The 22,714-nt window shown below is 49.5% G+C and carries 22 protein-coding genes; 12 read left to right on the forward strand and 10 right to left on the reverse strand.

The genetic code is table 11. From position 1 onward, the window contains the following. Positions 1–91: 91 nt before the first annotated feature. On the reverse strand, positions 92–196 hold the full coding sequence (locus MKZ24_RS22605; protein ID WP_197073088.1) for a sporulation protein YjcZ: 105 nt from the start codon (positions 194–196) through the stop codon (positions 92–94). 422 nt (positions 197–618) lie between these two features. Further along, positions 619–2,253 carry a sensor domain-containing diguanylate cyclase gene (locus MKZ24_RS22610; protein ID WP_340786835.1) on the reverse strand — a complete coding sequence of 545 codons (1,635 nt, stop codon included), beginning with the start codon at positions 2,251–2,253 and terminating at the stop codon, positions 619–621. A gap of 265 nt (positions 2,254–2,518) precedes the next feature. Here MKZ24_RS22610 and MKZ24_RS22615 point away from each other — a divergent pair, with 265 nt between their 5' ends. Further along, entirely contained in the window at positions 2,519–2,806 is a 288-nt protein-coding gene (locus tag MKZ24_RS22615) for a hypothetical protein (protein ID WP_231637862.1), read from the forward strand. Positions 2,807–2,933: 127 nt separating this feature from the next. Here the strand turns inward: MKZ24_RS22615 and MKZ24_RS22620 are convergent, their stop codons facing one another. Next, complete coding sequence (locus MKZ24_RS22620) at positions 2,934–3,539, reverse strand: pentapeptide repeat-containing protein (RefSeq protein WP_042236088.1); 606 nt, start codon at positions 3,537–3,539, stop codon at positions 2,934–2,936. A 141-nt stretch (positions 3,540–3,680) separates the two neighbouring features. Here MKZ24_RS22620 and MKZ24_RS22625 point away from each other — a divergent pair, with 141 nt between their 5' ends. Further along, the gene (locus MKZ24_RS22625; RefSeq protein ID WP_231575371.1) at positions 3,681–4,064 is read left to right on the forward strand and encodes a PilZ domain-containing protein; all 384 of its coding nucleotides are present in this window, start codon (positions 3,681–3,683) and stop codon (positions 4,062–4,064) included. 92 nt (positions 4,065–4,156) lie between these two features. On the opposite strand, the gene MKZ24_RS22630 is transcribed toward MKZ24_RS22625, so the two are convergent. Genes MKZ24_RS22630 through MKZ24_RS22650 form a run of 5 tightly spaced genes read right to left on the reverse strand, consistent with a single transcriptional unit; the run spans position 4,157 to position 7,688 of the window. Further along, entirely contained in the window at positions 4,157–4,891 is a 735-nt protein-coding gene (locus tag MKZ24_RS22630) for a hypothetical protein (RefSeq protein WP_340786846.1), read from the reverse strand. After that, complete coding sequence (locus tag MKZ24_RS22635) at positions 4,885–5,586, reverse strand: ABC transporter ATP-binding protein (protein ID WP_042236085.1); 702 nt, start codon at positions 5,584–5,586, stop codon at positions 4,885–4,887. The genes MKZ24_RS22630 and MKZ24_RS22635 overlap by 7 nt, the downstream gene beginning before the upstream one ends. Positions 5,587–5,600: 14 nt before the next feature. After that, complete coding sequence (locus MKZ24_RS22640; RefSeq protein ID WP_171719315.1) at positions 5,601–5,975, reverse strand: GntR family transcriptional regulator; 375 nt, start codon at positions 5,973–5,975, stop codon at positions 5,601–5,603. Then, positions 5,975–6,724: an ABC transporter permease gene (locus MKZ24_RS22645; RefSeq protein WP_042236082.1), complete on the reverse strand. Its 750-nt coding sequence runs from the start codon at positions 6,722–6,724 to the stop codon at positions 5,975–5,977. Before MKZ24_RS22645 ends, MKZ24_RS22640 begins: the two co-directional genes overlap by 1 nt. Next, positions 6,717–7,688, reverse strand: a complete 972-nt coding sequence (locus tag MKZ24_RS22650; protein WP_042236081.1) for an ABC transporter ATP-binding protein — start codon at positions 7,686–7,688, stop codon at positions 6,717–6,719. Before MKZ24_RS22650 ends, MKZ24_RS22645 begins: the two co-directional genes overlap by 8 nt. 260 nt (positions 7,689–7,948) lie before the next feature. Between MKZ24_RS22650 and MKZ24_RS22655 the strand changes: the two genes are divergently transcribed. Together MKZ24_RS22655 and MKZ24_RS22660 are read left to right on the forward strand one after the other, a co-directional pair. Beyond that, complete coding sequence (locus tag MKZ24_RS22655; protein ID WP_042236079.1) at positions 7,949–8,320, forward strand: hypothetical protein; 372 nt, start codon at positions 7,949–7,951, stop codon at positions 8,318–8,320. A gap of 210 nt (positions 8,321–8,530) precedes the next feature. After that, positions 8,531–9,463, forward strand: coding sequence for an aminoglycoside phosphotransferase family protein (locus MKZ24_RS22660; RefSeq protein WP_340786857.1), 933 nt, complete (start codon positions 8,531–8,533; stop codon positions 9,461–9,463). 107 nt (positions 9,464–9,570) lie between these two features. Here MKZ24_RS22660 and MKZ24_RS22665 read toward each other — a convergent pair whose 3' ends face one another. After that, positions 9,571–10,536, reverse strand: a complete 966-nt coding sequence (locus tag MKZ24_RS22665) for a phosphotransferase (protein WP_340786860.1) — start codon at positions 10,534–10,536, stop codon at positions 9,571–9,573. A gap of 85 nt (positions 10,537–10,621) precedes the next feature. Between MKZ24_RS22665 and MKZ24_RS22670 the strand changes: the two genes are divergently transcribed. The 6 genes from MKZ24_RS22670 to MKZ24_RS22695 all read left to right on the forward strand — a co-directional run bounded on the left by MKZ24_RS22670 (position 10,622) and on the right by MKZ24_RS22695 (position 16,179). Next, a complete protein-coding gene (locus MKZ24_RS22670) occupies positions 10,622–11,113 on the forward strand; it encodes an RNA polymerase sigma factor (protein ID WP_340786862.1) in 492 nt (163 codons plus the stop codon). Continuing rightward, positions 11,110–11,811 carry a zf-HC2 domain-containing protein gene (locus MKZ24_RS22675; protein WP_340786865.1) on the forward strand — a complete coding sequence of 234 codons (702 nt, stop codon included), beginning with the start codon at positions 11,110–11,112 and terminating at the stop codon, positions 11,809–11,811. The genes MKZ24_RS22670 and MKZ24_RS22675 overlap by 4 nt, the downstream gene beginning before the upstream one ends. An 84-nt stretch (positions 11,812–11,895) precedes the next feature. Beyond that, positions 11,896–12,825 (forward strand): sulfurtransferase, encoded by a 930-nt coding sequence (locus MKZ24_RS22680; protein WP_340786867.1) that lies wholly within the window; start codon positions 11,896–11,898, stop codon positions 12,823–12,825. 359 nt (positions 12,826–13,184) lie between these two features. After that, positions 13,185–14,663 carry a 4-hydroxyphenylacetate 3-hydroxylase family protein gene (locus tag MKZ24_RS22685; RefSeq protein WP_340786870.1) on the forward strand — a complete coding sequence of 493 codons (1,479 nt, stop codon included), beginning with the start codon at positions 13,185–13,187 and terminating at the stop codon, positions 14,661–14,663. Positions 14,664–15,312: 649 nt separating this feature from the next. Then, positions 15,313–15,663, forward strand: a complete 351-nt coding sequence (locus MKZ24_RS22690; protein ID WP_340786878.1) for a DUF975 family protein — start codon at positions 15,313–15,315, stop codon at positions 15,661–15,663. A 303-nt stretch (positions 15,664–15,966) separates the two neighbouring features. Beyond that, positions 15,967–16,179, forward strand: a complete 213-nt coding sequence (locus tag MKZ24_RS22695) for a hypothetical protein (protein WP_340786881.1) — start codon at positions 15,967–15,969, stop codon at positions 16,177–16,179. 534 nt (positions 16,180–16,713) lie between these two features. Here the strand turns inward: MKZ24_RS22695 and MKZ24_RS22700 are convergent. Then, entirely contained in the window at positions 16,714–20,412 is a 3,699-nt protein-coding gene (locus MKZ24_RS22700; RefSeq protein WP_340786884.1) for an S-layer homology domain-containing protein, read from the reverse strand. 143 nt (positions 20,413–20,555) lie between these two features. On the opposite strand from MKZ24_RS22700, the gene MKZ24_RS22705 reads away from it, so the two are divergent. Together MKZ24_RS22705 and MKZ24_RS22710 are read left to right on the forward strand one after the other, a co-directional pair. Continuing rightward, positions 20,556–21,281: an AAA family ATPase gene (locus MKZ24_RS22705; protein ID WP_340786886.1), complete on the forward strand. Its 726-nt coding sequence runs from the start codon at positions 20,556–20,558 to the stop codon at positions 21,279–21,281. After that, on the forward strand, positions 21,275–22,648 hold the full coding sequence (locus MKZ24_RS22710; protein WP_340786888.1) for a hypothetical protein: 1,374 nt from the start codon (positions 21,275–21,277) through the stop codon (positions 22,646–22,648). The genes MKZ24_RS22705 and MKZ24_RS22710 overlap by 7 nt, the downstream gene beginning before the upstream one ends. The last annotated feature ends 66 nt before the right edge of the window (positions 22,649–22,714 follow it).

Genomic DNA, 22,714 nt, shown 5'->3' on the forward strand with positions numbered 1-22,714 from the left:
CTTATCCCTGATACTTCAGGGTCATTTATGCAAAAAGCGCCAGAGCTCCCGCTCCGGCGCTTCTTTAAGTTATTCGTCTAGTTAGCATCAGCTAAAATACGCTGAGGATAATAACCAGCAAGATAAACAGTACCAAAATGGTAGCAGCAGACGTTCCAATACAGCCATAGCCGTAACCAGCCACATTCTCTCCCATTGCAATTCCTCCCTCAGCCTGTGCCGTCGTTTATGTCTTTCCTTAGCATCATATGCCTGAGGTCCTGAAAAAACCGGGCTAATGCATAATATGGTAATTATAAGCAAAAAAAGTATTGTGAAATCTTCCATCGTAGCGTAAACTAGTAATAATTAACTATATCGGAGGGACTAATTTACTATGCCGTCATATTATTTTAAGGAGTTCTGGACACCGCTTAGTTGGATAGGTATTAAGTTTTTCCGTGATGACGAAGGATTTCTGTGGATTAAATGGTGGTCTAAGCCACGCAAGAGATTACGCTGAATTCGTTAGATACATATTTGCATATAGTTCTCTATAACTAGAATGCCGAATAACCTCTCTCCGTCATTTGACGGAGAGAGGTTATTCGCTGCGTATATGAACTTGCGCTGGATCACTTAAGAAGCCGCTTCGAAGGTAATCCGGTTCTTTCCGCTCCGCTTGGAAATGTATAACGCTTCATCCGCCAGCCGCAGGGTTTCAACGATGTCGCTGCCCCCGTCCGGTGTCCATACTGCCGCGCCTACACTACAGCCGACATGCAGATTCTCACCTCTGATCACAATAGGCAAATTGATTTTACTGATAATCCGTGAAGCCACAATTTCTGCCTCCTTCATAGGTTTACCGGCAGAAGTATTAAGAATAATGACGAACTCATCGCCGCCCAGCCGGACTACGATTTCATTATCACGTGTACAATCCACCAGTCTGAAGGCTACCTCCTGCAGCAAAGCGTCGCCGATTGCATGGCCGCAGGTATCATTTATTTTTTTGAAGCCGTCCAGATCAAGGTATAAGAAACTAAGCGTTGTGCGGCTCTGCTTGGTTTTGCTGACCGCATGGGCCAGAAATTCATCCAGTGCTGCCCGGTTGGGCAAGCCCGTAAGCTTGTCATGCAGCGCCATATCCGACATATAGCTCAGCTTGTTCTCTGTCTTGGTCAGATTATTCACCAGGTTGCGCAGTGACGCAGACAGAATCGCCACATCTTTGAACCGGGTCGAAGATGGAATCTCCACATCAGCGCCGGAGCTGAGCAGGTCGGCTGTACGGGTAATGTTCCTCAGTGGACGGCTGATCCATCCGGCCAGCAGCCATCCGATAACCGCGAAGACAACTGCGGTGATCAGTCCGCTGATCAGAATGAAGCGCTCAAGCTGATGCACCGAGGCAAAAGCAATATCCGCAGGCTGGCGGATAATAACCGACCAGCCCAGCCCGGGGTAATTCAGATAGCCGTCTCCGTATGCGTAGCCGGTCAGATAGGAGTCCTGATTCCGCTCCTGTTCAATAATCCATGAGCTATTTCCGCTACGGGCTTTTTGCAGCACTTCTTGCGGCATTCTTTTGCCGACAAGCGCTTCAGGACCCAGAAGGATTGTGTCATCTTTCCTGCTGACTACAAACACTTCCACGCCCTTCAGGCGCTCCTTAAGCGGAGTCACAATGGAAGCCTCGACTTCACGCGACCACTCCCAGCTGAGGTGTGCGGCCAGTACACCGCTTGTCCGGCCTTGCTTGTCAATAACCGGCACGCTAACATCCACAAACTGTAAGGCTTCGCCGGTAGGATTGGGAAGCAGCTTGGAGAGCAGCACCGCATCATGGACATCACCGGTAAAGGTCCCCTTCAGGCCTTCCTGAAACACCGGCCTCTGGCTAACATTCGTACCCTGGAGAATATGATCTGTGGAAGAAAGGACATTCCCTTTTTTATCGAGGAAACCCACCCAGGTGAACACCGGCAGACTCTTCTTCAGCTGATGTAGCAATCCGCTGATCTCTGAGGAGTCAACCGGCTCCTGAAACGCATTAAGCTTGCTGAGTACCTCGACTTCTCCGGAACGTGACCACATGAAATGATCAAGCTTCTCAGACATTTGGTAGGCTTCTTCTGCCAGAGAGCTGCCAATGCTGATCTCTACGGACTGAGTAGACCGGTGGCCGATAACATAGCTGAGCAACGCCGTTAATAGGATAATAATGACCGCAAAAGCCGTTGCAAATAACGTACGCAGATTTAAAGACATTCACATTCTCCTCTTCGGAAGACCTTTTCGTAGCACCGACCGCCGAGGTTGCCTGGAAGCACACTCAATGTCGAAAAGCGTCGATAATTATTTATCGGAAGGAATCAGGGGAAATATAATACAGCTACCGGCAGACTTTCCGATTTCCTTAATTTAGCTCATATGTTGTATCAATATTGTGCGGAGTTGGGCGGATGATAGTGTTTACTTTGTGGCATTATAGTATAATCTGCTCTGTAGCACATGCCACCTTAAGGAGTGATTGATGATGACAGAACAATTTGAAATGTATGATGATCCGTTCAAGATGCTTATTCTGCTGGCAACGCTTATATCGGAGAAACAGGGGACCGAGCTGAAATTTGAGCATGTCCCTTCTTATGAGAATGAGGTTTTTGCCATTGAACACCAGAGATTCCTCTATAAAAAAGACGGCACGGAAATTACCTGGTTTGAGTTCCTTGGCAGAGATATTGCCTCTTCCAGCGATCTGACCCGTTCCCAGTACAACAAAATGTTCGTAGATTGCATGGCTTCACTCTATAGCCTCTAATTCTTCACCAGGTTACATAAAGCAGCCCCAACAAAAACTGCAGCCCTGCCGTCCCGTTCCGGGGCGGCAGTTCCTTTGTTGCTTCACCTATGCAGGTGTATAGGGAATAACCGGCCAGCCCCTCCGGTTATCCGACCTTGGCTCCCATCGAGCGCGCCAGCAGCACAGCCTGCTCCACATCCAGCCGTACCCCTTTAAGATCAAGACTCTTCAGGTCTATCCCCTCAAGCTTGGCACCCTGCAGATCCGCCCCTGCAAGCTGGCACTGCGCAAGCTGTACACGGCTTAAGTCGGCACCGCGCAGGTCCGCTTTTTGCAAATTGCAGCCCTGCATATCCGCCTCGGCGAACCGGATGCCCCGCAGATCCTGCCTGCTGAGATTCAGATGGCGCAGATTCGTATAAGCCCAGTCCCCTCCGGTGAGAGTAATCCCATCCATATAGGCATTCGCAAAATCGGAACCAATCATCTTGCAATTCTCAAACTTCGACACAAACAGATTCGCCCCGGTAAACTTGCAATTGGTAAAAGCCCCGTCTCGATGCAGTGAAGCATTAAGCAGCGCACCAGTAAAATCACAGTCCACAAAACGGCAGCCGGTGGAGGTCATTTCTTCCATGGAAGCCCCTCTGAACGAGCAGTGTTCAAAGGTACAACCATTTATTTCTCCATCCTGCATATTGGCATAATCAAAGTTATGATTCTGAAAGGTTTCATTGTGGTATTGATACATAATGTTTTGACCCCTCTTCCTATGGGTATTGATTCTAAAGTTCTGAATACCGGATAATAATTTATTTTTAAATATACTACTTTAGGAGATTGTCCAAGTGTAGCCGTTTCGATATAATAGCAAATAAACTCGCGGAGGTAAATGATGGATGACTCCAGCAGAAAAGAACCGTTCCGTTATGTTATGAACCAGCCCATCGATTGCTGGCTTGAAATCCCGGCCAGTAATAACGGGCCCGGAGCCGGTAAATTGACGGAAGGCATCCTGCTAGACCTTAGCCGTTCCGGCTGTAAGGTACGTACTTCTCTGAACCTCCGTTTTACTGCAGGTGATACGAAGCTGATTATACATTTCCAGCTGGCGGAAGAGAAGCTTCAGTATGAAGGAAGTGTCCGCTGGGGCTGGATGTTCGGCCTTGGACAATTCCAGTACGGGGTAAGGCTTGATCTGCAGGAAGCCGAAGAAGAACAACTGCTGCGGGAGCTGGAGATCTGGACCCACGGCAGAAGGGCTCAAGGATTGTAACTGTAATTTGCACAAAAACGAAAGCAAGGCTGACATCGTCAGCCTTGCTTTCTTGTTGAATGGACATATGCTCAGGGCAGCCCCCTACACGATCACACTTCAATTCTTTTCTTCACCATTACAACCATTGAATAGATCAGAATAAAGGCAACTACAAATTCGAGCACAAGCGGCCATTGATTGGTAGAAAGGTATCTAATCGTTACTCCGCTTTCTGGCCGCAGATTACTCTCGTAAATCTCAAAATTAAAGGTATTGTCCAGACCGATGAAATAGCTGTTAAACATAAGTTTTTCAAGATAGGCTATACCATTCTGCAGAAGTGTGAGGATCACAATCCCTACCCATATTCTCCACTTGAACCTTAAGCTTAATGCTACAGTAATAGAGAACATGACCATAATCATCATGAAACCAGCTGACCACATAAACTGCAGTAAACATCTTAAGCCAACTGACACTATATTGTCCGGCAGGAAGTCTAGCGGGTAGATAAGCTGGTAAATGCTAAAATGCACCAGGCCCAGAGCGATCACCGTCAAGATTAGCAGCAGCGCAAACAGCAACGGTGACATGACCGTCTGCAGGGCAGTAACCGGGATAAGCCGCCGCTGGTAAGACTTCAGATTCCGGAAATAACTGAATACAGCTATAAATACAAGCGCCAATGCAAGTATAAAGTAGATAACCAGATTCAGCGAAACTAGTTGTTCATTAACCTTAGTGCTGGATATCCAAATCGCAGGCTGAACCAGCAGAGCAATTACAATAAAGACAAGGATCCGTTCCCTTCTGCGTCTCAGATCATATTTTAGCAGCTTCAGCATTCGGCAAACACCTCTCTGAACAGCTCATCTATACTTTTCCCGCGCTCCAGTCTGAGCTCTTCCACTTCGCGCTGGAGAACGATCTCCCCGTTTTTCAAGAAAATAACCTCGTCAAAAATTCGTTCGATATCGTTCACCAGGTGTGTAGAGATCAGAATGCTGCTGTCTTCCTCATAGAACTCCATCAGCGCATTCAGAATCTTGGTCCGTGCTACAGGGTCGACACCGCCGATTGGTTCATCCAGCATGTAGAGTCTGGCCCGGCGCGACAGCGCAAGCGTGAGCTGGAGACGTTCGTTCATCCCTTTGGATAACGTCCGGACCTTATCCTGCCCTCTGAGGTTCATGAAATCGAGCATCCGATGTGCTTTGGCCTGATCGAAGTCCGGGTAGAAATCCCGCTGGAACTTCAGCGCATCCCCCACATTCATCCAAGACTCCGTAACGGGGACATCAGGCATGAAGGATACAAGCTTCCGGCTCTCCACCCCAATGGGAACACCGAGGACTGATATCCGGCCTGAGCCCGGCTGTGCCAATCCTGCGATCAGCTTCATGAGGGTGCTTTTGCCGCTGCCGTTGCTGCCGAGCAGTCCGGTAATTCTGCCTGCGCCCAGTCTAAAGGAGACATTGCGCAGCGCTTGTTTGGAGCCGAACTTCTTGGTCACACCCTGTACTTCAAGTAACTCATCCACTCTTGGTAATCCCCCTATTCTTGGTCGCGCTGATGTATATTCTCCGCTACGGCCGCCAGAATATCTTCACCCTGGAAGCCGAGCTCCTGCATGCCGCGGATAAAACGGTCCAGCACATCCTGTGCCATTTCCTTCTTGATGGTCAGAATCGTCTCTTCTCTTCCGGTAACATATCTGCCCATGCCGCGGCGGGTCTCCACGATTGTCTCACGCTCCAGTTCCTGAAAGGTTCTTTGTACCGTATTCGGGTTAATCTGCAGTTCTGCCGCCAATTCACGTACTGAGGGGATTTTGTCACCGGGCTTCAGCTTGCCTGTAATGATCTCCCCTTTGATGTAATTCATGATCTGAAGATAAATCGGCTGGTTGTTATCAAATTCGATAACCATCAAGCAACATCCCTGCGTCTGAAGACCGCAAATCCAGCGAACAGGAACAACGCCAGATATATGCACAGCAGCACAATGGAGAAGTTCAACGTCATTCCAGGCATCGGCGCACCCCCATCTTTATACGCTGCGAGATTTAGGTTCGGGAACAGGAAGTATTTATAGAAATCACGGTTGATGATGATTTTATCTATGGTAGTGGCAAAGATAGTCGCACCGATCGTTACCCCTGTTGAGCGGGTCAGGATTCCGAGCATAAATCCGAGCGTGGCATACACGATGCAGTATACGGAGGAGTACAACAGTGAGGTAAGGATATCGCTGAGTCCTGAATCCCCTCCGCTGAGTCCAAAGAAGATCATTCCTGAGACAAACAGCGCGATCGTTGCAATCAGCAGCATACTCAATGAATAGAGCAGTACGGTTACATATTTAGAGGCCAGTATCGCAGTCCGGCTGCGGGCCCGGATCAGCAGAAACTTGATGGTCCCCTGGCTGTATTCTTTGGACACAATCCCCGATATCCCTACAATGACGAGGATCACCAGCACCTGGCCGATTCCTGTAGGCAGCAGTGAGTCTGCTGTGAATTCCGCCGCAGAGGTATACGTATCCGCCCCTGCCACCGTGTGCACAATATAACCTATTACAAATACCATCAGCACCAGAAGGGCATATGGAACAGTAAAGCTGCGTTTCTTCGAGATTTTGAGCCATTCATTCAGTACGAGCTGATTAAATTTACGCAATGCGGTTCCCCCCTGTCCATTTCAGGAAATCATCTTCCAGACTCTGTTTATTCTCGGTAATCCGGTATACCCCAACCTTGGCTTCACTGAGTGCAGCCACAAGCACCGGAACATTCCCGTCGGGCAGGCTTACATGCAGCTCGGAGTGAGCTTCATCTGTCCCGGTCACCTCCACACCTTGCAATGCTTCGGCAACAGTACGCGCGTTCCCGGTATTATCCACCCGGATGGTGAGGGCTACTTCACTGCGCGCTTCCGGCGCCTCAGCAATCTGCGTAACCGTCACAAGCTTCCCGTTCTGAATGACAACTGCGCGGTGGCAGATCTGTTCAATCTCGGCCAGCATATGGCTGGAGATTAGTATTGCAATGCCTTCCACCTCGGCAATCGTGCGCATATAATCGCGCATTTCCCGGATTCCAGCGGGGTCCAGCCCGTTGGTCGGTTCATCCAGAATGAGCAGCTTCGGCGAATGCAGCAAGGCCTGGGCGATGCCCAGACGTTGGCGCATGCCCAGCGAATACGCTTTTACCTTCTTCTCCATCGCTTCCTGCAGTCCAACCAGCGCCACAACTTCATCAATCCGCGATTCTCCGGCCCCGTCGCTCATCCGCAGATACTGCTTCAGATTGTCATAACCGGTCATATGGGGATAAAACTCCGGATTCTCAATGATCGCTCCGATCTGCGAGATGGCCCGCTTGAAATCCTTTTGTATGCTGTGCCCATGAATGAGGACATCTCCTCCGCTCATACGGATGAGTCCGGTCATCATGCGGATGGTGGTCGTTTTGCCCGCACCGTTTGGACCCAGCAGTCCGATAATCTCCCCTCTGCGGATGTCGAAGCTAAGGTTGTCTACGATTGCCTTCCCTTTTATCACCTTGCTGACGCCTTGCATTTCCAATACGGTTTCTTTCTTCACCGGGCCTGACAGCCCTTGATTACGAGTGGATGTATTCATGACAGCCTCCTTGTGTAGTACGGGATTGTTATTGTTTTCAACTGTGCTTTTAAATTGTTGTATTGGTGTGTTAGTTAAATAGTACACTAGACATTTCAATCTGTAAAGCCCGTTTGTGAATTTTTTCCTTATCCTCACCTGAAACAGGCTATTCATGCGTGGGGTTTAACCATACCAGTCTTCCAAAGCAATCATAGAATAGTATTGCAACTGGCAGTATCGCACTGCATTTGCCATTCCAGCTTCGAGGAGGAGTTCGCATGGACAAAGAGGTTCATATCTCACAGACTTATCCGCGGCTGACCGTGTACAGCGAGGAAAACTACCGGGGAAGAAGCAGAATTTACAGGGGCAATCTGGGTATCCGTAATACAGACAATATCCTGGACGGAATCGAAAGTCTCCGTTTCTTCTCCACCAGCAGCAATGCTACGCTCGTCCTGTTCAGCAGAACCCGGTTCAGAGGCAGCTTCCGTGTACTTCGCGGGAACCACAGTATTCGTGATCTGGATGACTATATCTCAGGCAACGATGTAGAGTCGATTATCTCAACTAACCAAAGGCTGACCCTGGCACAAATCCGCAGCATCCGCAGCAGCGGAAATCTGCCTTCGGGTTACCGGCTGATCTAGTAGCATCCACAAGACCAATAGGGCACGCTCCGGTATCGCCCAGCCGGAGTGTGCCCTATTTGGTTGTTCAAATGAGTTGAAGGACTGATAATCAAGGAAGATAATACCGAAGGGCTGGCAGTAAACAAAAAATATCCACTGACTGAACGATATGATATGTTAGAAATGTCAATAGTATCCGGCAACGGCATAAGGAGGATTAGGATAAGCATGCTCCAGCTAGAATTATATCCACCTGAATTAAGCGGATGGGTTCTATCCGCCATTGGCCCCTTTCAAGTCATAGCTAATTTAAGATTGAATAGCGTAAGGACAGGAGTCTGGAAGCTTAGCTCAGACACCGGTAACAAATGTTATTACTTAAAAACCTATACCAGAAAACAAAGATGGCATCCGGAAGTTTTTGCTTATACTCATTGGACAGATCACTTGAAGCCGTATGTACCAGAGCTGATCGGTTCCTGTGAGGGCGATGGATGGCAAGCGATATTGATAACTGCGATTAACGGCACAATCCTGAGAGAGGCGGAAATAAGTCCCGCAGCTAATGAAGCTGCTTACCGTAAAGCTGGTGAACTTACAAGGGTCTTACATAGATCACAAAATGGCCGTTGGTTTGGCCGCCCCGATAAGAATGGAAATCCAATTGAGTTATACCATGATGCAGACCCAGTTAAATATATAACCAATTCAATTACTGATATTAGTAAGCGGTGTACTCAGGAAGGGTTGCTGCAATCTTCAGAGATCGAGTTAACCCAATGGGCTCTTCAGAACACTCAAGCTTTTGAGCCTGCTAAACCAGTCCCCATAAGCTGGGATTCTACACCAGGGAATTGGCTGGTTGATAATAACGGTATTTTCACCGGAATGATTGATTTTGAAAATATGTTATGGGGTATTGATGTGGATAACTTCTCCATTCTATTCGGGCGGTATTTCAAAGATAATAAACCTGCTATGAAAGCATATTTTGAAGGCTATGGAGCCGGAGTACTTAAGGAGAGGAAAATAGAATTGCAAATCTGCTGCATAAAGATGGCAATTGGCGATATATATTGGGGCACCCTCAACAAACAGCCTAACGTCATCCATTATGGCAGGGAACTTTTACATAGAATTTATGATAATAATTTATTATAAGATTGAACACAGCCAAAAGACCTGTAAGTAAAAGCTCTCTTTCAGCTAAGCTTCTACTTACAGGTCTTATTTGTTATGCGCTCGCTTTTAAGCAAATAGAATTCCAGCTACAGCTTCCCGCCTGACATCTGTATCACCTCTGCCGCGAGCACTGCGATCTGCTCCTGCAGCACTTGCACTTCATCAATGCCTTTCCAGTAACGGGTGACAAAATGAAGAAAGACGTCGACCTTACGCAGCAGGATCAGCGTGGGAATCGCCATGAATTCTTCTGCGGTAAGCATGATCTTGCGGCTGAAGCCCCGCCAGAAATCACGGATAATCCGCTCTTCCTCTTCGTGGCACAGCATTCCGGACAGAATGACCGCAGCCTCCATGGCCCGTACATCCCAGGTACAGAACTCAAAATCAAGCAGTGCCGTCACCTGCGCAGCATCCTCCGCATCCACCAGCAGGTTGGAGGCATTCAGATCGCCATGCACCAGCTGGTGGGGTAATTCCTCCAGTTGCTCCAGTGAGTCTGTCACACCTTCATAAGCCTCAACCAGCACTTTCAGTTCGGGCAGTAAACCCTGGAGTGGTTCAGGCGGATTCAACAACAGGCCGCGGAGCGCTTGCCGGGTACACAGCGGGTACGACCGCGCCAGCTCATAGTAGGGCCTGTATACTGGAGGGCTCTCAGGCTTCACATCAGCGAGCACAGCAGATAATGTTCCGGCCGCCTCACCGAACGACTCATAGAAGCCCAAATCCTGTTCAGCGGGAGATTCACCATCGATATAGCCGAACAGGCAAGCGAGCTTTCCTCCCCCCTCTTCAAGCTGAACCATCGTTTCCCCTGTGGAGGTAAGAATGGGAACAGGGGTTTTAAACGGCAAATCCAGGATGGCCAGCTTCTGCAGCACGGCATGCTCGAACTCTATTTTATTCCGGTCCCGATGTGTATCATAGATCCGCAGTACAGCGCGGCGGGAGTCCTTGTCGATGAAGTAGGTGGTATTATTCCAGCCTCCGCTCCGCTTCCTTAACGTCCCATTCCACTCCGGCCAGGCCTGGCTTACAATGTTATTCATAGGCTTGTGCCCCTTTCTCTTTTTTTGTAATGAGATGTAACGAATCTTCCGCAGCCGGGTCTTATCTATGTAAGGTGGTGAACATGTGGCCGAGGTAGAGCAGATCTACGAGCAATATTTTCAAGATGTGTACTTATTTGCGTTGTCCTTAAGCCGGAATACACAAATTGCTGAGGAAATTACGCAAGAAACGTTTGTCAAAGCCGTGAAACATATTAACCAGTTCAAAGGCAATTGTAAAATCAGTGTCTGGCTCTGTCAAATCGCTAAAAATACCTACTTCACTTATATGGAGAGGCAAAAAGGCCGGGAACCTGCTGAGCCGCAGGAAAAGCTGCAGGCAAGCAGCCTTAATCTTGAACAAAAGCTGATCGACAAGACAGAGGCCCTGCGTATCCATAAGCTGCTGCACAGTCTGAAGGAGCCTTACAAGGAAGTCTTCACACTGAGGGTATTTGGAGAATTATCTTTTGACCATATCAGTCAGGTCTTCGGCAGGACGGAAAGCTGGGCCAGGGTTACATATCACCGCGCCAGAAACATCATACAAGACTTATTAATGGAGGAAGACCGATGAACAAATTGACCTGTGAGGTCGTTGAGGATTTACTGCCGTTATATCACGACGAGGTATGCAGTGCTGCTACAAATGAAGCCATTGAGGCCCATTTAGCCACCTGTGGACGTTGCTCCGCCGCCTTACGCAAGCTTCAGCAGAATAGCAGTCTGCCTTTTGAGGTAATCGCCAGAAACAAGCAGGAGAGCGCCGGTCTCTCCAGCTTTCAAGGCTACTGGCACCGTGCAAGAGTGCTTTCCTTTGTTAAGGGTCTGCTCCTGGCTACAGCCGTATGTGCTGTTCTCATTCTCGGCTATGCCGGTCTATTCCGCTGGAACATTACCAAAGTGCCTTCCAGTTCGATCGAGATTACCGATGTAAGCCGGCTAAATAACGGAAAAATTGCTTATCATGTAAAAATAACCGACGGCTATGAGGTGAATCAGATCAATGGCAGAATGAGCAATGACGGGATTTTCTATATTACGCCAGTACGGCCTGTAATTAAATCGCGAAAGTTCGCGGAGCTTGGGCTTGGCAACAGATATGACACCATAGATCTCGAATTATTAAACGCAAACCGGACCACCCCCTCCACTCAAATCAAGGCCATCTACTATGGCCCTAAGGATAATAATCCGATCCTGATCTGGAAGCAAGGCATGGATCTGCCTCCCGCAACTGCCGCCGTTGAAGCTCAATTCGCAGAACAGAATTAACTGACAGGAAGCATATCCTGCCAAGCCTATGATTTTTCCGCTATAATGTATTTCATATTGAAATATGCAAAGGATGGGATACTTATGGACGCAACTATTACCAAACGCTGGCTGCTGGCAAGGCTCTATGAGCCGGAGCAGACCATCATCGACTGCCGTTTCACCCTGGGCAAACCCGAAGCAGGCCGGGAAAGCTATGAACAAGAACATATTCCAGGCGCTGTCTATCTTGATTTGGAGCTGGATCTGTCCAGTCCGGTTACCGAACACGGCGGACGCCACCCGCTTCCCGATCCGGAGGTGCTTGCGGCCCGTCTCGCGAAGCTCGGAATTGGCAATGACTCCCGTATTGTCGCTTATGACGATGAGAGCGGTATGAACGCCGCCCGGCTGTGGTGGCTGCTTCGCTACCTCGGACACGAGCAGGTATTCATCCTGGAAGGCGGCTTCAGCCAGTGGAAAGCCGAGAAATACCCGGTGACGGGTCATCAGCCGGTGCGGGTGCCGAGTACATTTACGGCAAATATGCAGCCGCATATGCTCGTGGAAGTTGAAGAGGTTCGCCGCGTGTCGGAGAAGACGGCTGGTGACGGTGCTAGTATCGGGATTGAAGTTGGAGCCGATGCTGGTGTGGATACCGGGACTACCGCTGCCGTTGCCGCTTCGCTCTCGGCTCACCCTATTCTGATTGATTCCCGAGCCAATGACCGCTATCACGGCCGTAATGAGACCCTGGACCCGGTCGGGGGGCATATCCCGGGTGCGGTCAACTACTTCTGGAAAGACACGCAGAACGCAGACGGCAGCTTCAAGAGCGCCGATGAGCTTGCGGAGCATTTTGCCGGACTTAACAAGAACGCGGAGATTATCGTCTACTGCGGCTCCGGCGTAACCGCCTGCCCGAATGTGCTGGCTCTCGAGAAGGCCGGGTATAAGAATGTGCGGCTGTATGCGGGGAGCTGGAGTGACTGGATTTCGTACGAAGTGAACCGGGTAGCTACCGGGGAAGCGTAAGGCAAAAGTCCTGCGCTAACTCGTCAAACTGGTCATATCCTTGTCAAGTAGACAGATAAAAAAGCATCGGAGCCTTGGACAGAATAGAACAGCGATTCCAAGTATGGCTGATTGGTGGCCTCTTCACCCGTACTAGTCTTCGCTGATTCTGTCCCTGGGTTACCGCATGACCGAACAGCGGTCATCCGAAATACTGTGAATTATGAATACGCATTGAATTCGACTTGTTTCAGAATTATCATTCCCCCCCTCTCTCGCGTACGAAATCCGGACAATGTACAACGTGGACTATTGTTACGTACATTAAAAGTAATTACACGGCTTTTACTTCAAGCTGCAATCCAAAGAGGGTGAAGGGTGTGCCTGTCAAGACTGGTAATCAGTACATCGAACGTATCGACCGGCAAAACATCAATATTTTTTACAAAGGAAAGCGTATTGAAGGCCCCTTATCCAAGCACCCTGCATTTCAAGGCCTCATACAAACACAAGCCGAAATGTACAATATGCAAGGTGATGAGCGTTATTTAACGTTGATGACCTATCCTTCGCCCGCTACCGGTGAGCCTGTGGGTCTATCCTTTCTCCCGCCAAGAAATGCTGAGGATTTACAACGCCGGAGAAAAATGATTGAACTCTGGTCCAACAGGCACCATGGGTTTTTAGGCCGTTCCCCCGATTATATGAATACCGCTATCATGTCTTTGTTCACTGCTGCCGATATTCTTGAGGACCTTAATCCTAAATATGCCGAGAACCTCAGGAATTACTATGCCTACTGCCGGGATCATGACATTACTCTATCCCATGCATTCATCCAGCCACAAGCAAGCAAAATATCGGGCCTGATTGATGGTACTGAGGATTCCATTGCGGCTAAGGTGGTAGAAATTAATGAGGAAGGGATGTTTGTTACCGGTGCTTTTATGATGGCAACACAAGGGGCCACATGCGATGAAATGCTTGTATTCCCGACTCCCTCTCCATCATTTTTATATGATGATAATCCCTTTGCATTTGCCTTTGCAGTCCCTAATAATCTGCCTGGAATGACATTTTTTTGCCGCGAGAGCTGCGCCGCCTCGTCTGCCTACGACTATCCGTTAAGTTCAAGATATGAAGAAATGGATATCCTTGTAATATTCGACCGGGTGCTTATCCCTCATGATCGTATATTTTATTACGGAGATGAAAAATACTGCACCTTATTGTTCGGCGAAAGTCACTTCCATACCCATATGGCCCACCAAATTATTACCCGCTATATAGCAAAAACAGAGTTTTTTCTTGGTGTGCTGGAAAATTTGGCTGAAGAACAAAATGCTTCCCTTGAGTCATACACAATCCTGCCTATTTCCAAAGTAATCTCCTATCTGGAGACATTCAAGGCGCTAAGGCTTGCTTCCGAAATTGGTGCTTCCTCCGATAGAGCAGGCTATCTCGTTCCGGACAGAGGGCCGCTAATGGCTTCAACCATTCACTTCTCAGAGTTTTATCCGGAGATGGTTGAAATGATCCAGAATCTCAGTTCAAGCAGTCTGATCATGACCCCCTCCGAAACCGACTTTACTTCAAGCGCCGGTCAGTACCTCAGCAAATATTTGAAGGGAAATGTCTTGGATGCACGGAATCGAAATGCTTTATTCCGTCTCGCCTGGGAATTGGGAGCGGGTGCTTTTGGTGGCCGGCAAACCCAGTTTGAACGGCTGTTTTTCGGCAACTCCCAAACGTTAGCCCTGCGTATGTACAATAGCTATGATAATCACGAATACTTCCGTCAAATCATTCAGGAATTTATCGCACCAGAAGATACTCGGCCTATTCTAACAAACGAATAATTCAGATAAGCATTGGGTGGACTGGACCGGATGACGGGTATGCAGCACGGTTCAGTTCATTTTGAGCACAATTTGTATATAGCTCAAGAAATGCCTGCCATAAACACAGTTTCCAGCTCCTCCCTGCAATTTTCAGTATTCAGCCAAAGATTATAGTAATTAATTGTTTGTCTAATGACATAATCTATGGTATCAATTGTAAGACGAAGAACAAAATGCTAACAAGGAAAGAGGTTTTTTGATGTGGGATCGTAAAGAAATAAAGGGGAGGGCTAAAAATGTCCTCCGCGCCTCGTATTGGAAGGCTTTTGTAGTAAGTCTACTGCTGGTCTTTCTCGGAGAAGGCTCAGGTCTTCCAAGCTTTAATCGGAACTGGGGTTCCTCGGCCCGATCTGAGATTTCCAGCTCCGGTGTGGATTTGGATTGGAACGTGTTAGGATCTTTTCTTGTAATCGCCTTATTCATAATTGGCATCATCGCAGTAATTGGAATAGCGTTTTATATCCTGATCGCTTCGCCTCTTACCGTAGGTTCACTGCGTTACTTCAAACGAGCTGCCGAGGGAGAAGTCCGGATGGGTAATGTCGGCTATGCGTTTAACAGAGAGCGGTATTGGGCTATAGTACTAACTATGCTGTGGAGAGGTTTTTTGAATTTCTTATGGTTCCTGCTGCTGATCATTCCTGGCATTGTAAAATCCTATGCATACAGCCAGGTGCCTTACATACTTGCGGACAATCCACACATCGGGTATAACCGCGCAGTAGAATTAAGTAAGCAAATGACACGCGGTCATAAATTCAGCATGTTTGTGCTTGATTTGAGCTTCATTGGCTGGATTCTTCTGGGCCTGCTGGCGCTCGGCATCGGCGTCTTATTTGTCCAGCCCTATATCAATGCCACGAAGGCAGAGCTGTACCTGGAGTTGCGCCACAATGCGCTTTCGTATAATTTGACAACAGCCCATGAACTCCGGTTAACACAGACCCCCTTTTACTAGAAACATATCTGTTATTCTTTTATGCCAGGATGGAGCTGCTGAAAGCGGTAATCATCAAACTGCAGCATCTGTCAGCATCCCGGAGCATCTGTCCGCACTTCTGCGAAGCGTTCCGCTGAGGCCCCCTGTTCCGGCCTGAGAGCCGCTCACCCAATCTGAGGGCAGTTGATCCACGTTGGGTACATTCCTGGCTTCCTGTATAATGAGAAACATTACGCCGGATGTGATGTCAAACATACTCACCAACAGGTAAACTAAGTCCATCCGGCGTCTGAAACCGCAAACCGGAAAGGATGAAGTCAATTGAGTTATACGGAATTACTGGAACGGAAAAGCGAAATCCTGAAGAAAACAGTCGAGAACTGGGTTTTGAAAGAAAATCGCGACGGACTTGACCGTCAGGAGGCCCATATATACCGGAATATGCTCAAGGAGCTTCACCAAAACGAACATGATTTGAATGGGGTGCGGGACGAGGAAGCAGTTAAGCGCCAGGACTCTGAGTCCACGGAATAGGAAGACATCGTAACCGCTCGCGAACCCGCTGCGCAAATGTTGTAATTTCAGGAAACACTTACGAATACGAAAGAAAATACAACGGGCTGTCCGGACTTTGCTGCTTGCGAAGACCGGACGGCTTTTTGCCGCGTAATCAGTTCACTGCCGGTATAAGTACGTTCAGACTTACCCGGTCCCAATATTTGAACTCGCCAAGATTCCTTATTATCTGCACATATGAGAATTATTCTGCACAGTTGATGTTCCGGGCCGTTTGCTGGACTACGGGAATTCCTGCGCAAGCCGCTTGGACAAAACCGCCCCTACTGTGGTATTCATTTCCGATGATTATGACTCCATGCCTCTGAGGTCAGTGCAATGGGAGAAATTCTAAATCGGACGGCTAACCAGCTAGCAGACAATACTCCCGTAAGGTTATATATCAGCCTCTATCTGCCTCTGCAGACAGTATCACAAAACTAGCCTGTTCCTACGTTCATTCCGCAGGAACAGGCTTATTGCAGATTGTTTATATGTTTCAATACAACAGGCTCAGCTATTAATCCATTGCATATATTGCAGCAGCCGCCTAATCATTACTGCACTCTCTGCACGGGTTGCCGGCTCCTTGGGCTTGAAGTCTCCTGAGGGAACTCCCTGGATAAGCCCGGCTTGCGACAGTATAGCCACAGACTCAGACGCCCATCCTGAAATGCTGTTCTGGTCGGAGAACACTTCTATTCCGGACGACTGCGGCAGCTTGCCTGAGAAGTTCAGCACCCGGGCCATAACTACAGCCATTTGCTCCCGTGTAATATAATCCTCCGGTCTGAATAAGCTCTTCCCGAAGCCGTCCATGATCCCTGCGGCCTGGGTCATGCCGATGGATTCAGCATACCTTGCTTCTGCCGGGATATCTGCAAACGGGCTTGCCGATGTATTGTCATGAAGTCCAAGTGAACGCACAAGCAGTGCTGCAAACTCACCGCGGGTAACCTGTTGGTCAGGCGCAAAGGAAGTGTCGCTTACCCCATCAACAATCAGCTTATTGGCAAGCAGCTCAATGTCAGCCTTCGCCCAATGTCCAGCCAAATCCGCGAAGAAATGTTCAGACGTGACGATCGTATATGCACGGTTAAGCGGCGTGTAGACTATAGCCTGGACCGCTTGACCGTCAGCGGCAAACACTGCTGGTACAAAATGAAGCTCATGGTTGTTGTCCATCCATACCACTGTTGTTGTCCCCGGGTCGGCTGGTGAAGCAAGAGGAAGTACATGTTTGGTGTACAGGGTACTATAGCTCTCTGCCTGAACACCATCTATATCGAGCGAGAAGTCTACAGGACTGCCAAGAAGCTTATAGCCCTTCTTCATAGAAGCTGTGTTGAAGCTGTCGCTGGTTGCAGGTGCGACTGTACCCATTCCGACTGTAATAATCTTGCTGCCTGTCCTAAGAATTAACGGGTCAAGAAGCAGTTCGAACCCGATTCCATTTACTTCAATAGTTAACGAAGCACCCGGCCGTTGCTTCAATACCTCCCTCAGAACTGAAAGGGATAAATCAACAAATGCGATATCCCTACTGTTCTCGAACTTGATCACGGCTTCCTTGTCTGAAGCGAACGCCTGGACAATAAAAGCATCATCAGGCTTGACCCGGATCGCCGATCGGCCATCATCCATAGCTTCAAGCGTTGCTTTCGCCAGAAGCTCCTGATTGTTAGCTGTAAGCCTGATCAGAACAACGCCAGGATCAGGCGGACTCTGAACGACAGTTGCTTCCTGCACAAACGGGGACGCTGGAGCTGTCGTTGGCGTTGCTGCCGGAGCTGCTGTCGGTGTTGGTGTTGGCGTTGCTGTTGCTGTCGGTGACGGTGTTGCCGTTGGCGTTGCTGTCGGTGACGGTGTTGGCGTTGGCGTTGGTGTTGGTGTTGGTGTTGGTGTTGGTGTTGGTGTTGGTGTTGGTGTTGGTGTTGGTGTTGGTGTTGGCGTTGCTGTCGGTGTCGGTGTTGGTGTTGCTGTCGGTGTTGGCGTTGCCGTCGGTGACGGTGTTTGTGTTGGCGTTGGTGTTGCTGTTGGTGTCGGTGTTGGCGTTGGTGTTGCTGTTGCTGTTGGTGTTGGCGCCGGTGACGGCGTCGCCAGCAAGGTTAGAGAAGTGCGGCCTGCATCTGCCGTTTGCCCGGCATACACATTCACGAGCTGCTCCATTGGAGTATAACCCTGTGCTGACAAATGGAGCGTGTATACACCGGCAGGAATCTCTTCCAGCTTGAAAACACCCTCGCTGTCGGTAACGGCACTGAAGCTGCTTAGAGATACATTGGCTCCCGCCAGAGGCGTATTCCCCGAACCGTAGACTGAACCGGTAACCGTTCCTGTCTGGACAGGGGCGGGAAGTACCGTGATGTCTGTCTGTGCCGTCAAGCCGCCTTGCACAGAAATAATGTTAACCGTTGCTTCGCCGGCAGCAACAGGCTCCACCCGCCCGTTCTGGTCAACAGTGACAACCTCCGTGTTGCTGGAGCTCCAGATGATAGCAGGATTCGTTGCGTCTTCAGGCATAACGATTGCCTGCAGCTTGACGGAGGGCTCACCGACTCTAAGAGTTAGCCGGGAGGCGCTCAGGTTAACGCCGCTGACTGGAATGACCTTACGAATATGACCGTCTTCAAGCTTGAACTGCTGCCATGCCTGAATCAGCCGGTGTTCATTTACCTCATACAGCTCCAGATATTGTCCGGCAAGGACAGCCGGGATATCCGTGTCCGGAATATAATCCACCGCGTCCATCGGCAGCGCACTGTCAAGCAGCGGCGGTAAAGTCTCCGTATTTCCCAGAACATAATCAAAGCTGCCGCCGGACTGGTTCGGTTCAACCGTTATTGCTGTGGAGCCTACCGCCTGGCCCGGATGAATCGCAAGTATGCCGATTTCTGGAGCGTATTGACTGACAACAAGCTGAAGATCCTGTGAAGCGGCGGCGAAGCCCGCATCCGTTACCTGAAGACGAATATTGAAGGTGCCGGCCTCTTCCGGCGTACCCTGCAGTTCTCCATTGGTACTTACACTCAATCCTTCCGGAAGCCCTGAGGCACTCCAATTCAGTCCGGCATGGGCACCATCGAAGGCGGACAGGTCTACGGAATAAGGCTGACCCTTATGTGCCCCGGGAAGCTCCTCCGTCAATACGGCCGGACGCAGGTAGGGATAACCGTTATTTATATTGGCATGAATGTTCCATGTATTGTTGAAATCCCATCCTGTATAGTTACTCTTCTTCTTCATCTCCCCGGTGGTGAGGGCCTTAATATCTATTGTGCTGTCTGTGAATAATTCCCATTCAGTAGTCCTGATTCCACTTTCAGGTATTCCTGTTGCCGTCGTGTCAAAAACAGAACTCACTACAGTAGTCCCATAACCATAAGCTCCGATTCCGCCTCTTGATGTATAGCTTCCAGCATTCGAAGTGGAGATGCGTCCTGCAGCATAGGTATTTTTTATAGTATTCAGATATTGATAGCTTGTAATCCCGCTTGTGAAAACAAAGTAATCGGGAGGCTCGTTGCTTATCTCGCCCGTCGAATAAGAATCTTCTACAGATCCGTAACCCTGGGAACCCACAAGACCGCTGGCGTACATGTTAGGAGAATACGCGACTGTGACAGAGGCACTGGAGGATGACATTTTCACACTGGTATTCATAATAACACCAGCTATTCCCCCGCTTGAAGTTACTCCACCATGGGTTCCGCTTCTGACGCTTCCTTCCGTATAGACCCGTTCGATACTCCCCCCGCTTTGATGCCCTACCAGACCACCTGTCATAGAGCCGCCGTTTATACTGACCTTCAGACTGATGTTTCGGATCGCACCGGTAGATTGGCCAAAAAAGCCTGCATAAGTACCATAGGCAGCGGTTACTTCCACACCTCTGATCGTATGACCTTGTCCATCAAACACCCCGCTGAAGGCAGAATAAGCATTCCCTCCGAGCGGAACCCAATGGAACCCGGATAAGTCAATATTCTTCATCAGGCGGATATGCGCGCTCAAATAATCCCCCTGGTTCTGATTGAGATACACAAGCTGCTCTCTGGTGGACACCTCTACCCATCCGTCTACAACAAGCGGGATGACATTGGATTCATTGGAATCGGGGGCTGCATTGACCCTTAAGGAATAAAGTCCAAGTTGTCCCACGAGCATCACAATAACCAGCAAGGCTGCCGGTATAGTCAGTCGTTTTTTCATTACAGTCTCCCCTTTGGTTACGAAAATAATGGTTCAAATATCTGCGAAATCTGCCGAAGTAGCGGATCAAAGAATAGTATAATATATGAATGGAATAGAAAGGTCCCGTTTTTGTTTCAAATTTTAATAGAAAGTGGTGTAGCATGAACCTCTCTTCGGCTAACAGCAAAACCACAGCTCAGCGAATCGTCGGCTTCAGCCGGGAAAAGGATGCCTTATCCCGGTGGCTTGCTGCCCCCGGTGCCGGTTCGCACATCTTCTCGGTAACGGGTATTGGCGGTATCGGCAAAACCACCCTGCTCACAGAAATGAACGCCGAAGCCCGCCGTTCCTCCACACTTACAATATGGATGGACGGACAGATATGCCTGCAGACTCCAGGTGCTTTTCTGGCCTGTCTGGAGATGAGCCTGGAGATGGAATACGGCCTGACACGGGCAACAGGCGAGACGATGCTGGCCCATGCTGTACGGGAGTTAACCCGCCAGCGGACCGTTTTGATTATAGATAACTGTGAGCACTTGGATTCTATTGAAAGCTGGCTCCTGGCCAGTCTGCTACCCAAGCTGGCAGCATCTGAATGCCTGCTCATTCTGGCCTCCCGGAGCGGTCTCCCGATCAAATGGCATTCGAACCCCATCTGGTCCAAGCGAATTCATTCTTATCCCCTGGAGCTGTTCTCCCGGGAAGAAATCTATGAATATTTGCAAGACAGCGGACTATCCCGGCTGTTCAGCTTGATATCGTTCATAAGACAGAAGGCCATCCCCTGCTGCTCGCGCTTACGCTTGATGTGCTGCTCCGTCAGGAACCGGAGAGGCAGGAACGCGAATACCAGCTTCCGGGGATACTCAGTGCAGAAATGCTGAAGGAAGCCGCTTCCCCCTTTATGTATGAGGCTCTACAGCTTCTATCTCTCCTTCCGGCAGCAGATCAGACGATCCTGAACCAATTGCTGGTCACCCCCCTGTCCGCCTCTGACTATGCGAAGCTGAGCAGATTGTCTTGCGTACGTACTGGCTTGAACGGACTATGCCTGCACCAGCTCGTATCGCGGATGCTGCGGGAGGACTACCAGCGCCGGGACCCGGGACAATATCGCCTGATGCGGTCCAGATCGCTTGAACTGCTCATAGAAAGGTTCCCTGCGTCCAATACACTGCAGCAAATGCAGATTGCCGCCCATGTGCTGGAGCTTTACCGTGAACAGCTGCCTGCTGTCAGCACCTACACAGATTTCACAGGACTAAGGAGCAAGGAACGGCAGCGGGGTTATGAGCCGGAGGATCTTCCTTATCTGCACCGTTTTCTTGAGGCATCGCTGGCACGATCGGACTGGCAGTCCGAGCTGATTGCGGCCGGGGAACATCACCCGTTGCTGGATGATATTGCAGCGCATGATCCGGACAGCATTGTTGTCCTCTGTGACAGCAGCGGGATTCCGCTGGGTTTCTCGGCCGGCTTGCGGCTGCATGCACTAACGCTGCCCTTGCTCGACCGTTACGCACCATCCCACAGGGAACTGCTGGGAGCATTGGCCGAACCTCTGTATACCCTGCCTTCAGAAGCTGCTGATACATTGTCCATTCTGCTGTCTGCGGTAGATATAGAGCAGCCCTTTTACCGGCCGGAAGAGCTGGGTGCAATGCTGCTCCAGTCATGGCTGGTGTATACTTCCGGCGGCTTGCGTACCATTGTAGCGACAGCGGATAACCAGTTGAACCTGCTATTGCCGCTTCTGGGCTTTCAGGAACAGATTCTGTCTAGACCTGAACAGAATGATTCCGCGAAGCTGACCGTGTGGGACCTGGATTTCCGCCAGGTGAAGTTTGAGGAGTGGGTACAACGGGTGTTTCAACTGACTGTGCAAGCCCCAGAAGCAGACATTCAGCAAGAGCCGCAGCCCGACTGGAGAGATGTTAAGCAGATTGTTCAGCATTTGTATAATGATGCCCTGCTGGAGGACATGCCCTTAGTGAAGCGGCTCGGGCTTGCCGGAGGGGCGGTACGTCAGCAGGTGCAGCAGTTCTTGACGGATAAACAGCCGCCTTACCCGCTCACAGAGCTGGAGCAAAGTATATTAAGAGAGAGTTATTTGCAAAAGAACTACCGGAAATCACAGCTTGCCGAAGCTTTTCATATGAGCCGCACCACATTCTACCGTCACTCCAGGCTGGCATTTATCCATCTGGGGCATGTGCTCACACGGGTGCTGAGGAAAGAAGCGGAGGAATAAGCAGAGGGGTACGCCTCTTGATTTCGGAGATTTGTAAGACCTGCATATTGAACCATAATGGAAGGT

Source organism: Paenibacillus sp. FSL R7-0297 (assembly GCF_038009025.1).
GTDB lineage: Bacteria > Bacillota > Bacilli > Paenibacillales > Paenibacillaceae > Paenibacillus_AQ.